At 70.4% G+C, this 13,831-nt stretch carries 15 protein-coding genes; 8 read left to right on the top strand and 7 right to left on the bottom strand.

Annotation, left to right across the window (positions count from 1 at the left end; translation table 11 throughout):
• Positions 1-163 precede the first annotated feature (163 nt).
• The 4 genes from ttfA to ACAG25_RS10220 are packed head-to-tail and all read left to right on the top strand — an operon-like array spanning position 164 to position 3,298.
• On the top strand, positions 164-964 hold the full coding sequence (ttfA, locus tag ACAG25_RS10235; protein WP_370488253.1) for a trehalose monomycolate transport factor TtfA: 801 nt from the start codon (positions 164-166) through the stop codon (positions 962-964).
• Positions 965-978: 14 nt separating this feature from the next.
• Positions 979-1,755, top strand: a complete 777-nt coding sequence (locus ACAG25_RS10230) for an SDR family NAD(P)-dependent oxidoreductase (RefSeq protein ID WP_370488252.1) — start codon at positions 979-981, stop codon at positions 1,753-1,755.
• Positions 1,756-1,761: 6 nt separating this feature from the next.
• Complete coding sequence (locus tag ACAG25_RS10225) at positions 1,762-2,661, top strand: hypothetical protein (RefSeq protein WP_370488251.1); 900 nt, start codon at positions 1,762-1,764, stop codon at positions 2,659-2,661.
• Positions 2,648-3,298 carry a TrmH family RNA methyltransferase gene (locus ACAG25_RS10220; RefSeq protein WP_370488250.1) on the top strand — a complete coding sequence of 217 codons (651 nt, stop codon included), beginning with the start codon at positions 2,648-2,650 and terminating at the stop codon, positions 3,296-3,298. The genes ACAG25_RS10225 and ACAG25_RS10220 overlap by 14 nt, the downstream gene beginning before the upstream one ends.
• On the opposite strand, the gene ACAG25_RS10215 is transcribed toward ACAG25_RS10220, so the two are convergent.
• Positions 3,182-4,771: an MFS transporter gene (locus ACAG25_RS10215; protein ID WP_370488249.1), complete on the bottom strand. Its 1,590-nt coding sequence runs from the start codon at positions 4,769-4,771 to the stop codon at positions 3,182-3,184. The two genes, ACAG25_RS10220 and ACAG25_RS10215, sit on opposite strands and share 117 nt — an antisense overlap.
• Complete coding sequence (locus ACAG25_RS10210; protein ID WP_370488248.1) at positions 4,768-5,310, bottom strand: TetR/AcrR family transcriptional regulator; 543 nt, start codon at positions 5,308-5,310, stop codon at positions 4,768-4,770. Before ACAG25_RS10210 ends, ACAG25_RS10215 begins: the two co-directional genes overlap by 4 nt.
• A 92-nt stretch (positions 5,311-5,402) precedes the next feature.
• Between ACAG25_RS10210 and ACAG25_RS10205 the strand changes: the two genes are divergently transcribed.
• Both ACAG25_RS10205 and nhaA read left to right on the top strand, forming a co-directional pair.
• The gene (locus ACAG25_RS10205; protein WP_370488247.1) at positions 5,403-6,521 is read left to right on the top strand and encodes a glycoside hydrolase family 76 protein; all 1,119 of its coding nucleotides are present in this window, start codon (positions 5,403-5,405) and stop codon (positions 6,519-6,521) included.
• A gap of 12 nt (positions 6,522-6,533) precedes the next feature.
• On the top strand, positions 6,534-8,381 hold the full coding sequence (nhaA, locus tag ACAG25_RS10200; protein WP_370488246.1) for a Na+/H+ antiporter NhaA: 1,848 nt from the start codon (positions 6,534-6,536) through the stop codon (positions 8,379-8,381).
• Here nhaA and ACAG25_RS10195 read toward each other — a convergent pair.
• Positions 8,378-9,043 (bottom strand): DedA family protein, encoded by a 666-nt coding sequence (locus ACAG25_RS10195; RefSeq protein WP_370488406.1) that lies wholly within the window; start codon positions 9,041-9,043, stop codon positions 8,378-8,380. The genes nhaA and ACAG25_RS10195 overlap by 4 nt on opposite strands.
• Before the next feature lie 57 nt (positions 9,044-9,100).
• Here ACAG25_RS10195 and ACAG25_RS10190 point away from each other — a divergent pair, with 57 nt between their 5' ends.
• A complete protein-coding gene (locus ACAG25_RS10190) occupies positions 9,101-10,114 on the top strand; it encodes an alcohol dehydrogenase catalytic domain-containing protein (RefSeq protein ID WP_370488245.1) in 1,014 nt (337 codons plus the stop codon).
• Positions 10,115-10,121: 7 nt separating this feature from the next.
• Here ACAG25_RS10190 and ACAG25_RS10185 read toward each other — a convergent pair whose 3' ends face one another.
• Positions 10,122-10,901: a DUF4878 domain-containing protein gene (locus tag ACAG25_RS10185; RefSeq protein ID WP_370488244.1), complete on the bottom strand. Its 780-nt coding sequence runs from the start codon at positions 10,899-10,901 to the stop codon at positions 10,122-10,124.
• A gap of 89 nt (positions 10,902-10,990) precedes the next feature.
• On the opposite strand from ACAG25_RS10185, the gene ACAG25_RS10180 reads away from it, so the two are divergent.
• Positions 10,991-11,407, top strand: coding sequence for a DUF3151 domain-containing protein (locus tag ACAG25_RS10180; protein WP_370488243.1), 417 nt, complete (start codon positions 10,991-10,993; stop codon positions 11,405-11,407).
• Between the two features lie 2 nt (positions 11,408-11,409).
• Here ACAG25_RS10180 and ACAG25_RS10175 read toward each other — a convergent pair whose 3' ends face one another.
• Genes ACAG25_RS10175 through ACAG25_RS10165 form a run of 3 tightly spaced genes read right to left on the bottom strand, consistent with a single transcriptional unit; the run spans position 11,410 to position 13,747 of the window.
• Positions 11,410-12,306, bottom strand: coding sequence for a cation diffusion facilitator family transporter (locus ACAG25_RS10175; RefSeq protein WP_370488242.1), 897 nt, complete (start codon positions 12,304-12,306; stop codon positions 11,410-11,412).
• 56 nt (positions 12,307-12,362) lie between these two features.
• Entirely contained in the window at positions 12,363-13,142 is a 780-nt protein-coding gene (locus ACAG25_RS10170; protein WP_370488241.1) for a site-2 protease family protein, read from the bottom strand.
• Positions 13,139-13,747, bottom strand: coding sequence for a peptidase M50 (locus ACAG25_RS10165; RefSeq protein ID WP_370488240.1), 609 nt, complete (start codon positions 13,745-13,747; stop codon positions 13,139-13,141). Before ACAG25_RS10165 ends, ACAG25_RS10170 begins: the two co-directional genes overlap by 4 nt.
• Positions 13,748-13,831 lie beyond the last annotated feature (84 nt).

The raw sequence follows: 13,831 nt of genomic DNA, 5'->3' as shown, positions 1-13,831 counted from the left end.
GAGCAGTCCGCGAACGCCCCCATTTCCTGGCGGAATAGGGGGCTTTCGTGGACTGCTCGCCAACAGTGGCGGGACCCCCACGCGCAGGTTGTGAGGCCAGATACCGTCTTGTGACCAGCTCGAGTTCGGGAGATCACCCGACCTGCCAGTAGTCTGGAGCGCGATGGTCCCGCTTTGGTTCACGCTGTCCGCACTCTGCTTCGTGGGTGCGGCGGTGTTGCTGTACATCGATCACGACCGGCGCCGCGGCCTGGGCCGGCGCCGTAAGTCGTGGGCGAAGTCGCACGGTTTCGACTACGAACCCGAGTCCACCGACATCCTGCAGCGCTGGAAGCGCGGCGTGATGTCGACCGTGGGTGACGTGACGGCGCGCAACGTCGTGCTCGGCCAGATCCGCGGGGAAGCGGTCTTCATCTTCGACCTCGACGACGTGGCCACCGTCATCGCGCTGCACCGCAAGGTCGGCACGAACGTCGTGGTCGACATGCGGCTCAAGGGCATCAAGGAACCCCGCGAGAGCGACATCTGGCTGCTCGGCGCGATCGGGCCGCGGATGGTCTACTCCACGAACCTCGACGCCGCCCGCCGTGCCTGCGATCGCCGCATGGTGACGTTCGCCCACACGGCGCCCGACTGCGCCGAGATCATGTGGAACGAGCAGAACTGGACGCTGATCAGCATGCCGATCACCAGCACCCGCGCCCAGTGGGACGAGGGTCTGCGCACGGTTCGCCAGTTCAACGACCTGCTGCGCGTGCTGCCGCCGGTGCCGTCCAGCGCCCCGGCACCCGTCGCCCGTCGCAGCGGATCACCCAGCCGGCCCCTCACGCCCGCACCTGCCGCCGGCCGCGGTGACGGACCTCCGCCTCCGCCGCCCCCGAACTACGGGCCGCCCCGTCCCGACCCGAACCGCCGCGCACCGATGCCGCCCACCGGTCGGCAGTCCCCGAACTACCAGCGGTAGATATCCTGGCGGGCATGTCCCGCCCCGTCGCCCTGATCACCGGACCCACGTCCGGGCTCGGTGAGGGTTTCGCCCGCCGCTACGCCGCCGACGGTCACGACCTGGTGCTGGTCGCGCGCGACGGCGAGCGCCTCGAACGCCTGGCCGCCGAGCTGCGTGCCCAGCACGGTGTCGCGGCAGAGGTGTTGATCGCCGACCTCGCGGTGGCCGAGGACCGGCAGAGGGTGGCCGACCGGTTGCGCGACGGGGTGGCGGTCCTGGTCAACAACGCCGGCTTCGGCACGTCCGGCGAGTTCTGGTCCGCCGACTACGCGCTGCTGCAGAAGCAACTCGACGTCAACGTCACCGCCGTCATGGCGCTCACCCACGCCGCGCTGCCCGCGATGCTCGCAGCCGGCAGCGGCACCGTGCTCAACGTCGCCAGCGTGGCCGGCCTGCTGCCCGGGCGCGGGTCGACGTACTCGGCCTCCAAGGCCTGGGTGGTGGCCTTCTCCGAAGGTCTGTCCAACGGTCTGACCGGCACCGGCGTCGGAATCCATGCGCTGTGCCCGGGGTTCGTGCGCACCGAGTTCCACCAGCGCGCCGGTATCGACATGGCCGGGACACCGTCGGTGCTGTGGCTGGAGGTCGACGACGTCGTGCGCGACACACTGGCCGGGATCGCGGCCGGCAAGGTCGTCATCATCCCCGGTCTGCAGTACAAGGTGCTGACCACCGCCGGTCGGATGGTGCCGCGAAACCTGGTGCGCGCCATGACCAAAGTCGTGGGCAAGGGCCGTGACCGGACCTGACGCGCAGTGCGGCTGATCGCAGTCCTGGCGGCGCTCGCGCTGGTGACCGCCTGTTCGGGTGACGACGCGCGCACCGACGTGTTCGGCGCGGCGACCGCGTCGATCGGGGAGTCGCTGGCGATCCTGGGCTGGAACATGTCGGTGGCCAACCTGCGGTTCGAGGCGGACCACGTCCTGGTCGACGTGGACGCCGCCCCGGCGTCCGCCGACGCCGCCCCGCAGGTCACCGCCGAGGACATCCGCTTCGGTCTCTACGGTGCCCTGTCGCACCCCATCGAGGCGCCTGCGCTGGGCGGGTGTGACGACGTCGACGACCTGGGCGTGCAGCCGCTGGCGGCGCCCGCCCCCGACCGGATGACCGGCACCGTGTGCCTGGGACCGCTGCGCGACCAGTCGCAGGTCCGCGGCGTGTACGTGTACTCGCCCAAAGACCGCATCGCCGGCAGCACGGTGGCCTACCCGGCGGCGTTCCCGGTCGGGTTGCTGCCCACCAACGACAACGACACCGGCCTGAATCTGCGCACCACGAGCCTGGACGCGTTCCGCGCCGACGGCGCCCGGATCGAACCGCCCGCGCTGGGGGATCCGACGGCGTTCGAAGGCAACGGCTACATGCTGATGGGCCTTCAGGCCGAGGCGGTGGCGCAACGCTACCGCGACGAGTCCGCCTCCCGCGGTGGACCCTTGATGGTGCTGGTGGGTCCCACACTGCCCGGTCGCGGACTCAACCCGGCGTGCAGCGTCTACGGGGCCTCGGTGCTGGTGCTGCCCGAGGCGTCGCGAGAAACCGTGCAGGTCAACGCATCTCTGTGCGCCCAGGGTGAGATCAACCAGGCCCTGCTGTACGCGACGGTGTCGGTGGTGGGCACCCACGCCGCACTGTGGACGGTCGATGAGCGACGCTGAGCTGCCCGGCCCGACCGAATGGGGCGACGGCAACGGTGTCGGGCCCTGGGTCGGGGACGTTCCCGACGACCCGCGGTTCGACCCGGAGTTGTTGCGCGACGGGGACTCCCGCAACGTCGTCGACGCCTACCGCTACTGGACGCGGGAGGCGATCGTCGCCGACATCGACACCAGACGACACCGGTTGCACATCGCGATCGAGAACTTCGGCAACGACGCCAACATCGGTGCGGTGGTGCGCACCGCCAACGCGTTCGCGGTGGACACCGTGCACATCGTCGGACGTCGGCGCTGGAACCGGCGCGGCGCCATGGTCACCGACCGCTACCAGCGGCTGCGTCATCACGACACCACCGTCGACCTGCTGACCTACGCCGCGCAGGAGGGCCTGACCGTGGTCGCGGTGGACAACGTCCCCGGCGCCGAACGGATCGAACGCACCGCCCTGCCGCGGGACTGTCTGATGATCTTCGGTCAGGAGGGTCCGGGAATCACCGAGGACGCGAAACTCGGTGCGACGCTAACGGTGTCGATCGCCCAGTTCGGTTCCACTCGCAGCATCAACGCCGCCGTCGCCGCCGGTATCGCCATGCACACCTGGCTCGTCCAGCACGCCGACCTCGACGCCGCCTGGTAGCCGGGCATCGCGCAGCACCAGCCACACCGCCAGCGCCGAGACCAGCATCAGCACCGCGCCCGCACCCGCGGCGATGGCCAGCCCGGAGGTGAACGCCTCCCGCGCCGCAGCCAGCAGCGGTTCTGCCTGTACCGCAGGAAGATCCGATGCTTCGACGGTCGCCGCGGCCAGCGACTCGCGGGCATGTATCGCGACGTCGGCCGGGACACCGGCCGGCACGGCCAGGCCGCGGTAGACCGCGGTGACGATGGAGCCCAGCAGCGCGATCCCCAGCGCCATGCCGAGTTCGTAGGCGGTCTCGGACACCGCGGCGGCCGCACCCGCGCGTTCCCTCGGCACGCTGGCCAGGATCAAGTCGCTGGCGATCGTGAACGCCAGGCCCAGACCGACACCGACGACGAACAGCGCCACACCCAACCGCGGGTAGGCGGTGTCGGGTTCGATGGTCGTCAGCGTCGCCATCGCCACCCCGACCATCGCCAGACCGACGGTGAGCACCGAGCGGGGACTGAACCAGCGCACCGCGAGCCCGGCCAGCACCCCGAACACGGTGGCGGTGACCGCCGCCGGCAGCTCGGCCAGCCCGGCTTGCAGCGGCCCGTAGCCCTTGACCAGCTGGAAGTACTGCGACAGGAAGAACACCAGACCCGAAAGCCCGAGTACGGACAGCAGATTCGCCGACACCACACCGGAGAACGCGCGGTTGGCGAACAGCCGCACGTCGATCAACGGGCTGGGCAGATGCAGCTGCCGCCGGACGAACCAGGCGAGTGCGACCGCTCCGATCACCGCCGCGCCCGCGACATCGGCGCGTAGCCCGGACACCGCGGCTTCCTTGACCGCGTAGACCACCGCGAGGATGCCGATCATCGACAGGACGACCGACCGCAGGTCCCACGGGCCCGGCTCGGGATCGCGGTGCTCGGGAACCAGGGTCAGTCCGCCGATCACCAGCAGCACCATCACGGGCACATTGATCAGGAAGACCGAACCCCACCAGAAGTGCTCCAGCAGGACCCCGCCCAGCACCGGACCCAGTGCGGCGCCGGCCGAGAACGTCGCCGCCCAGATACCCACGGCGAGCGAACGTTCGCGCGCATCGGTGAAGATCCCGCGGATCAGCGCCAGCGTGGCGGGCGCCAGCGTCGCACCGGCCACCCCCTGCAGGGCGCGCCCGGCGATCAGCAGCTCGGCGGTCGGCGCGTAGGCGGTCAGCGCCGAGACACCGGCGAAACCGATTGCGCCCCAGAGTAACAACCGTCGGTGCCCGAGGCGGTCACCGAGACTGCCCATGCTGATCAGCAGACTGGCCAGCACGAACGAGTAGATGTCACCGATCCAGAGGATCTCGGTGCCGGTGGCGTCCAGATCACGGCTGATGAACGGGGTCGCCAGCGCCAGCACGGTGCCGTCGATGCCGACCAGCAGCACGGCGAGGATGAGGACGCTCAACGCAACCCATCGTCGCGTCATGCGGTGCGCACTCCGTTCAGCAGCAGCTCGACGATCATGAAGGTGAAGTCGCGGCCGGCCACCCGGCCGTTGGAGATGGCCCACCCGGCGCCCGCGATCAGGTTGTAGAGCGCCTCGGTCAGCCAGGCCGCCGTCATGTCCGGACGGAACTCGCCGCTGCGCTGACCGCGTTCGAACAGCCCGTTGATCGCCGCGTCGGCTTCCCTCCACGCCTTCAGGGAATGCTCTGCGTCGAGATCCTGGCTCTGGCTGTAGAGCAGCGCCAGAAACGGCGAGACCGGTTCGCAGGCCGCCACCAGTCGGCCCAACGCCTCGGCAGCGGATCCGCGGGACAGGTCCGCGGCGTCGAGGGCACGGCGCATCTCGGCGATCGCGAGGTCCTCGAGCGCGGCGAACAGAGCGGGCCGACCGGCGAAGTGGCGGTGCAGGGTGGCGCGGCTGACCCCGACGGCGGCGGCGATCTCGTCCTGGGTGGCGTTGGGGCGTCGGCCGAGGAAGTCCGCCGCGGCCCGTAGCAGGTCCTCGCGCTCCACGGCCATGAGACGAGACTAGATCAGATGAGACGAAAATGTCTCATCGAATTCCTCTGCGGCCCGCCACACCGAGGCGCCGGGTGAGGCAGGATCGACGCATGGATCAGATGTGGGCCAACCGCGCGGCCAGCGCGGAGGCGGCCGTCACCCGGCGTCATCTGCGCCGCCTGTGGGGCCTGCCCGGGACCCAACTGGGTGTCGTCGCGTGGCCGGCCACCGGCGCGCACCGCCGATTCGGGACCTGGCACTACTGGTGGCAGGCGCACCTGCTGGACAACCTGGTCGACGCGCAACTGCGCGATCCGAAGCCGGAACGCCTGAAGTCCATCGCACGCCAGATCCGGGGCCACCGCCTGCGCAACCTCGGCCGCTGGACCAACAGTTACTACGACGACATGGCGTGGCTGGCCCTGGCCCTCGAACGCAGCGGTCGACTGGTGGGTGTGCACCGGACCAAAGCGCTGGACACCTTCGCCGATCAGTTCCTGAGTTCCTGGGTGCCCGAGGACGGCGGCGGCATCCCGTGGCGCAAGCAGGACCAGTTCTTCAACGCCCCCGCCAACGGGCCCGCCGGCATCTTCCTGGCCCGCCACGGCGACCGGCTGCGGCGCGCGCAGCAGATGGCCGACTGGATCGACGAGACCCTGATCGACCCCGACAGCAAGCTGGTGTTCGACGGCATCAAGGGTGGGTCACTGGTGCGCGCGCAGTACACCTACTGCCAGGGCGTGGTGCTGGGGCTCGAGACCGAGCTGGCCGCCCGCACCGACGACGACCGGCACCGGCGCCGGGTGCACCGGCTGGTGGCCGCGGTTGCCGAGCACATGGCACCCGACGGCGTCATCCGCGGCGCGGGGGGTGGTGACGGCGGCCTGTTCAACGGCATCCTGGCGCGCTATCTGGCGTTGGTGGCCACCGACCTGCCGGTCGCGGACCCCGACGACGATGCAGCCCGCGAGACCGCGCGCTCGCTGGTCGTGACCTCGGCGCAAGCCGCCTGGGACAACCGCCAAACCGTGGACGGCACACCGCTTTTCGGTGCGTTCTGGGATCGTCCGGCCGAGGTGCCGACCGCGGCCGCGCAGGAGGCCCGATCGGTCGACGGGGCCGTGCACTCCTCGGCGATCCCCGAACGCGACCTGTCGGTGCAGTTGGCGGGATGGATGGTGCTCGAAGCCGCGCACGCCGTCGAAGCCGGCCGGTCCGGCGCGGCCTGACCGCGGGTGAGTGTGACCGACCGAGAGGGCCCGCGGGGTTTCCCGCTGCTCCCGTCCCGGCTCAACCGCGGTAGCAAGGCCACCAGGACTTCCGACAACACCGCCGCGGCGGTCCTGTTGGCCAGCACGGTGATCGCGATCGCGTGGGCCAATTCGCCGTGGGCGGCGAGCTACTGGGCGTTGCTGGAGACGCATGTCAGCGTCGCCGTGGGTGACCGGCACTTCGACATGTCGGTCAAGCATCTCGTCAACGACGCGCTGATGGCGTTCTTCTTCTTCATCGTCGGCCTGGAGGTGACCCGGGAGTTCACCATCGGTGAGCTCACCGACCGGTCGCGGGCCGCGGTGCCGGTGGTCGCGGCCGCCGCCGGGCTGGTGGTGCCGGCGCTGGTGTTCCTGGCGTTCAACCCGTCCGGCGCGAACGCCCACGCCTGGGGTGTGGTGATCTCGACCGACACCGCGTTCCTGGTGGGTGCGCTGGCGCTGATCAAGCCGATGTTCCCGGCGCGGGTGCGGCTGTTCCTGCTCACCTTGGCCGTCGTCGACGACGTCGGCGCGCTGATCGCGATCGCGGTGTTCTACTCCGATGCCATCCAGGTGGGCCCGCTCCTGGTGTCGGTGGCGTTGATCGCCGCGTTGGTCCTGGTGCGTCGGCTGCCCGGTGTGCGGGGCCCGGCCTACGCCGTGTTGGGCGTGGCCTTGTGGATCGCGCTGTACCTGGCCGGGATCCATCCGACGCTGGCCGGTGTCGCGGTCGCGTTGTCGATTCCGGTATTCACCCCGGAACGGCAGCCGGTGGAACGCGCGGTCGAGCAGATCCGCGCGTTCCGCCAGTCACCGAACTCGCAGTACGCCCGGGCGGCCAGTCGCTCTCTGCGGGAATCGATCTCGATCAACGAGCGGATGCAGACCGCGATCGGGCCCGCGGTGTCCTTCGTGATCCTGCCGCTGTTCGCTCTGGTCAACGCCGGTGTCCGGCTCGATGCGCAGACCCTGCAGGCGGCGCTGCAGTCGTCGTTGACGTGGGGTGTGATCGCCGGCCTGGTGGTGGGCAAGTTCGTCGGCATCACCGCGGCCACCTGGGTGATGGCGCGCACCGGACTCGGCGAGCTCGCACCGGGGTTGTCGCTGCGCCGGGTCGCCGGCGGCGCTGCGCTGACCGGGATCGGCTTCACCATCTCGCTGTTCATCATCGACATCGCGATCGCCGAACCCCAGCGCCAGGACGAGGCGCGCATCGGCGTGCTCACCGCGTCGGTCCTCGCATTCCTGTTGGGGTGGCTGATCTTTCGGGTCACCGACCGACTCAGTCCACCGGAGCCCGTCGGGCAGAGGCTGCTGCGTCCGGTGGACCCGGACCGCGACCATGTCCGGGGTAATCCGGACGCTCCGCTGGTGCTCGTCGAGTACGGCGATTTCGAGTGCCCGTTCTGCAGTCGCGTGACCGGCATGATCGACGAGGTGCGCGCGCATTTCGGCGACGACCTGCTCTACGTGTGGCGGCACTTCCCGCTCGAACGCGCCCATCCCCGGGCCTTCGACGCGGCGCGCGCCTGCGAGGCCGCGGCGCTGCAGGGCCGGTTCTGGGAGATGGCCCGCGAACTGTTCGCCCACCAGGACGACCTGGAATGGTCGGACATGTACCGGTACGCGGTGGCCGTCGGCTGCGACATCGACCGGTTCGACCAGGACGTGCGGGTGCACTCGTCGACGGTGCTGCACCGGGTGACCGACGACGCCGACGATGCCGAGGAGATGGACCTCAACGCGACCCCGACGTTGTTCGTCAACGGGGTGCGGCACCGGGGCCCGTGGGACTCCGCGAGCCTGATCCGTGCGTTGGAGACCGCGCGGGGCTAGATGGTGGGTTCGGGTGTCTCACCGGCGGCGCGGGCGGTCTTGCGCCGCTTGTACCACTCGTAGGCCATCGGCATGACCGACAGGATCACGATGCCGATGACGATGGGCTCCAGCAGCTTCTGCACGATCTCGAAGCGGCCCAGCCAGTAACCCAGGACGGTCAGGCCCACACCCCAGACCAGTGCGCCGACCGCGTTGTACAGCGTGAACACCGCGTAGTTCATGCGGGCCGCGCCGGCGGTGATCGGCGCCAGGGTGCGCACGATCGGAACGAAGCGGGCGATGACGATCGCGAACGGGCCGCGCTGCTCGAAGAACAGGTGCGCCTCGTCGAGGTACTTCTGCTTGAGGAACCGCGCGTCGGGTTTGAACATCGTGGTGCCGATGTTGCGGCCGATCCAGTACCCGACCTGCGCGCCGAGCACCGCGGCGATCGGGATGAACACCAGCAGCTGCCACAGCTCGAAGTTGCCCTGCACCGTGCCGTCCTGGGCGGCGGCCGCGGTGCCGGCGGCCAGCATGCCCGCGACGAACAGCAGCGAGTCCCCGGGCAGGATCGGGAACAGCACGCCGGATTCGACGAACACGACCAGCAGCAGGCCGATCAGCGCCCAGGTGCCGAAGTAGCTCAGAAGATTGATGGGGTCCAGAAAATCGGGCATCAGGGCGAGATTGTCGACAACCACGGGTCCCAAGAGTACCGGCGCTTACAGTGAGTCATGCCGACACACCGCGCCGTCCACGTGGAGTCCGCGAACGCGCCGCTGGCGCTCGTCGAGGTCGTCACCGAGTCACCACCGCTTGGTCACGTGCGCGTCGCCGTCGCCGCGTGCGGTGTCTGCGGCACCGACCGCGAGTTCCACGCCGGCCACTTCCCGGGTCTGCAGTGGCCGGTCACGCTGGGCCACGAGATCGCCGGCACCGTCGCCGAGACCGGCGACGGGGTGCAGGATTTCACCGCCGGGGACCGGGTGGCCGTCGGCTGGTTCGGCGGCAACTGCAATCGCTGTGTGCCGTGCCGGCGCGGCTTCTTCATGCAGTGCGAGCGCCTGCAGGTCCCCAGCTGGCACTATCCCGGCGGGTACGCCGAATCCGTGACGGTCCCCGCGACGGCCCTGGCCCGCATCCCGGAAGGTCTGTCGTTCGTCGAGGCCGCGCCGATGGGCTGTGCGGGGGTGACGACGTTCAACGGGCTGCGCCGCACCCGCGCCGAGGCCGGCGACGTGGTGGCCGTGCTCGGCGTCGGCGGTCTGGGCCACCTCGGTGTGCAGTTCGCCCGCGCCATGGGCTTCGAGACGGTCGCGATCGCGCGCGGCGCCGCCAAGGCCGAAGAGGCCACCCGGCTCGGGGCGCACCACTACATCGACTCCACCGCGCAGGATGTCGCCGCCGAGTTGAAGAAACTCGGTGGCGCGGCGGTGGTGCTGGCCACGGCCAACAGCGCCGCGGCGATGGCGGAGACGGTGGCGGGGTTGGGGCCGGCCGGCGAACTGGTCGTCATCGGCGTCTCCGCCGAGAACCTGCCGATCAGCCCGCTGGATCTGATCACCAACGGACTGTCGGTGACCGGTCACCCGTCCGGCACCGCGCGCGACGTGGAGGAGACGCTGCACTTCGCGCTGCAGACCGGGGTGAGGGCCATGGTCGAGGAGCGTCCGCTGGCCGAGGCCGCCGAAGCCTTCGCCGCGATGGACGAGAACCGCGCGCGCTACCGCATGGTCCTCACGATGTGAGGGACGGTCAGTCGGTCTGGCAGACCTTCCACTGGTCGTCGTGGAACTGCAGGTCGAAGCTGCGCGTGGACCGCGTCTGCGGGTCGTAGGCCATGAAGGTGGTGACGTTGGCCTCGGCGTGGTCACCGTTGACGACGACCTGATCGATGCTGGCCACCACCGGGTACTGCTTGGCCGCGGCGACCCGCTGGTGGATGTCGGCCCACCGCTTGTCGTCGTAGTCGACGTAGCTGTCGCGCTTCGTTCCGCAGGTGATGCTGCGCAGGGTGGCCAGGTCGCCGTTCTGCACGGCGGTGTCGAAGTTCTGGATCGTGGTGCGGACCTGTTCCTCGCGCGAGGCGCCGGAGACCCCGCCGCGCGTCAACAGGATGGTGCCCAGGATCGCAATGGCCGCCAGCGCCGCGATGATCACCACGATCGCGGCCACCCACCCCCAATGGCGCTTCTGCTTGGGTGGTGGCGGAACCTCCCCGCGAGGCGGGATCACCTGCGGCCCGGCGTTCTTCTGGGTCGCGAACACCTCGGTGGCCGGTTCGTTGGGGCGGTTGATGATCTGGGTGGAGCCGGCGTCGAAACCGGACGGCGCGGTGAAGCGCCGCTCCGACGGGTCCGACGGATACCCCTGCTCGGGCGTCTGTGGCGAGTTGATGACCTCGGTGACCGGCTCGTGATCGTGGTCCGACCCGGGCAGCACCTCGGTCTCTGCGTCACCGACCGGGTCGACGCCCTGCGGGACCTCTTCCTCGGAGGGCCTGTCCGGATGCTCCGGCCCTGTGGGGTTCGACATCGATGCTGCGGTCCTCCCTGACGGTGCTACGGCCGAAGCTTAGCGATCCGCGGTGACGTCCGCGCGCGCCCACACGGCACAATGAGGCCATGACTCGGATGGGTGATCTTCTCGGACCCGACCCGGTGTTGCTCCCGGGCGACCCCGACGCCGAAGCCGAACTCGACGCGGCGGAGAGCCCGGCCATCGTCGCCGCGGCGCACCCGTCGGCCTCGATCGCCTGGGCGGTCCTGGCGGAGCAGGCCCTCGACGAGGACCGGGCCGTCACGGCCTACGCCTACGCACGCACCGGATACCACCGCGGGCTCGACCAGTTGCGCCGCAACGGGTGGAAGGGGTTCGGGCCGGTGCCGTACGCGCACGAGCCCAATCGCGGCTTCCTGCGGTGTGTGGCCGCGCTGGCCCGCGCGGCCGACTCCATCGGTGAGGTCGACGAATACCAGCGCTGCCTGGACCTGCTCGACGACTGCGACCCGGCCGCGCGCGGCGCGCTGGGCCTGCCCTGACGTCAGCGGGTCTGCGTCTCGCATTCGCAGTCGGCGGCGGCGTCGGGCGGTTCGACCTGGACCGTCGAATGTGCCAGTCCCCGCGCGTTGAGCACCGCGCGGGCGTCGTCGAGTACCTCGGCGGAGTCCCGCCGGCTGGTCAGGTGCGCGGTGACCATGTCCTTACCGGGCACCAGGGTCCACACGTGCAGGTCGTGCACCTCGGTGACACCGTCGACCGCGCACAGCGCCGCCCGTAGCTCCTCGACGTCGATGTGGCTGGGCGAGGTCTCCGACAGGATCCGCAGCGCGGCCCGGGCCAGGGCGATCGCGCGCGGCAGCACCCACAGCGCCACCAGTACCGCGACCACGATGTCGGCGTAGGGCCACCCCGTGGTGACCGTGACGACGCCGGCGATCAGGACGCCGACGCTGCCCACGGTGTCGGCGAGCACCTCCATGTAGGCGCCCTTGACCGCGAGGCTGTGCTCGGAGTGGGAACGCAGCAGCAGCACCACGACGAGGTTGGCCAGCAGGCCCGCCAACGCGACCACGATCAGCGGGACACCCGGCACGTCGGGCGCGTCGCCGATCCGGTCCACGGCCTCGTACAGGATGAACCCGGCCATCGCCAGCAGCAGGCCCGCGTTCGCGACCGCGGTGAACACCTCGGCGCGGTGCCAGCCGTAGGTGCGCGCGGGTGAGGCGCTGCCGTGGCGGGCCAGCAACACCGCCGTCAGACCCATGAACAACGCCACCAGGTCGGTCAGCATGTGTCCGGCGTCGGCTAGCAGCGCGATCGAGTTGATCGACAGCGCGGTGATCAGTTCGACGAGGAAGAAGACGGTCAGGACGATCGCCGCGAGCACCATCCGGGAGACCCGGGTGTCGGCGTGGCTGTGATCGTGACCCGCACCCATGCGGCTCAATATATGCAGAGTTTCGCATATAAGCAAGGGGTGGTGCGCCCCCTGGGTTACAGCCAGGCCGACCAGAACCGGGTCAGACCACCGCCCAGCGACGACAGCCCGGCGGGCACCCCGGACAGATCGAACACCCAGTACACGGCGGCGAAGAACCACTGGTTCAGCGGCGGCGCCAGCAGCAGGACCAGCAGGATGACGAACCCCCACTGCTTGGCCGGCGCGACGGCCCGCCGCGTCTCGGCGCTCAGATGCGGCTCCAACGCGCCGTAACCGTCCAGCCCCGGAATCGGCAACAGGTTCAACAGCACCGCGGTCACCTGCAGGAACGCCAGGAACGCAAGCCCCGCCCAGAACACCGCGTGAGCCGGGTCGAACCACACCCGCACCGCCACGAGCAGCACGAGGCCCAGCACCACGTTCATGGCGGGGCCGGCCAGGCTCACCACCGTCTGTTGGCGCCGGGTCATCGACGCGGTCTGCAGGTACACCGCCCCGCCGGGCAGCCCGATCCCACCCAGCGCGATGACCAACACCGGGAACCCCAGCGACAGCAGCGGATGGGTGTACCTGCGCGGGTTCAGCGTCAGGTAGCCGCGCAGAGCGACATCGCGGTCACCGAACCGCCACGCGCTGTAGGCGTGCCCGAACTCGTGCAGGCACAGCGACACCAGCCAGCCGCCGAGCACCAGGACGAACACGCCGGCATAGGCCAGCGGCTGCACACGCTGCGCCGACAGCCACGCCAGCACACCACCGGCGATCGTGACCGCCACCAGCAGCCAGAAGACCGGGCTGGGCCGCACCGCACGGCGCAGCGGCGGCACCGTCACGCGCCGAACCGCGTGGTCGGCACCCGCATCCAGCCCTGGATGTGGCGGTAGAACGTCGAGCGGCGCACCGGCCGCGGACCCGGTTCGCCGTCGCGCACCACCAGGGCGCCGGTCGTTCCCAGCTGGGCGGCGCGGCCGGCCACCCATCGTCTCGGCCGCCAGCGGCCGTGCCACACCGTTGCGCGCAAACCGGGCAGCGTGCCCGTGGGTTCGACCCGCACGGCGGCGCAGTCCCCGTCGAACAGGCGATGGTCGTCGACGATGCCCTCCCCGACGATGGTGTCCTGGTCGGGCGGAGGCAGCCAGTACGCGGCGCGGGTCAGGACGGCCGCGCTCTCGTCGCGGATCAGCGGCGTGCGCACCGCGGGCGCCCGACGTGCGCGTCGGGCGTGCCACCAGCGGCGCACGTGCGCCACCTCCACGTCGAGTCGCTCCGCGCGCAGCAGCACGCGCAGCACCGCGCCGAGCTCGGCGTAGGTGCCGACGACCAGGACGCGCCGGCACTTCGTGACGTCGTCGACGGAGTCCAGCACGGGCAGATCACGCAGCGCCCGCGGGACCCGCCGGTCCGCGCCGCAACGCACCGCGAGGGGATAGGAGTCCACGCCGCTCCTTGGCAGGGCCGGGATCAGATAAGGTAGCTCACCGGCTGCACACATTATCGAGGGCTGAATGCTCGGAAGACAGCG

The organism is Mycobacterium sp. pV006 (assembly GCF_041287115.1).
GTDB lineage: Bacteria > Actinomycetota > Actinomycetes > Mycobacteriales > Mycobacteriaceae > Mycobacterium.
This window is presented reverse-complemented; position numbering and strand designations above follow the sequence as displayed.

What these genes read in the sequence shown, in the direction of transcription:
- ACAG25_RS10220 (WP_370488250.1), top strand. Translation starts at nt 2,648, where the DNA reads ATGAGCGACGCTGAGCTGCCCGGCCCGACCGAATGGGGCGACGGCAAC.
- ACAG25_RS10175 (WP_370488242.1), bottom strand. Translation starts at nt 12,306, where the DNA reads ATGGGTGCGGGTCACGATCACAGCCACGCCGACACCCGGGTCTCCCGG.
- ACAG25_RS10230 (WP_370488252.1), top strand. Translation starts at nt 979, where the DNA reads ATGTCCCGCCCCGTCGCCCTGATCACCGGACCCACGTCCGGGCTCGGT.
- ACAG25_RS10190 (WP_370488245.1), top strand. Translation starts at nt 9,101, where the DNA reads ATGCCGACACACCGCGCCGTCCACGTGGAGTCCGCGAACGCGCCGCTG.
- ACAG25_RS10180 (WP_370488243.1), top strand. Translation starts at nt 10,991, where the DNA reads ATGACTCGGATGGGTGATCTTCTCGGACCCGACCCGGTGTTGCTCCCG.
- ACAG25_RS10185 (WP_370488244.1), bottom strand. Translation starts at nt 10,901, where the DNA reads ATGTCGAACCCCACAGGGCCGGAGCATCCGGACAGGCCCTCCGAGGAA.
- ACAG25_RS10205 (WP_370488247.1), top strand. Translation starts at nt 5,403, where the DNA reads ATGGATCAGATGTGGGCCAACCGCGCGGCCAGCGCGGAGGCGGCCGTC.
- ACAG25_RS10195 (WP_370488406.1), bottom strand. Translation starts at nt 9,043, where the DNA reads ATGCCCGATTTTCTGGACCCCATCAATCTTCTGAGCTACTTCGGCACC.
- ACAG25_RS10210 (WP_370488248.1), bottom strand. Translation starts at nt 5,310, where the DNA reads ATGGCCGTGGAGCGCGAGGACCTGCTACGGGCCGCGGCGGACTTCCTC.
- ACAG25_RS10215 (WP_370488249.1), bottom strand. Translation starts at nt 4,771, where the DNA reads ATGACGCGACGATGGGTTGCGTTGAGCGTCCTCATCCTCGCCGTGCTG.
- ttfA (WP_370488253.1), top strand. Translation starts at nt 164, where the DNA reads ATGGTCCCGCTTTGGTTCACGCTGTCCGCACTCTGCTTCGTGGGTGCG.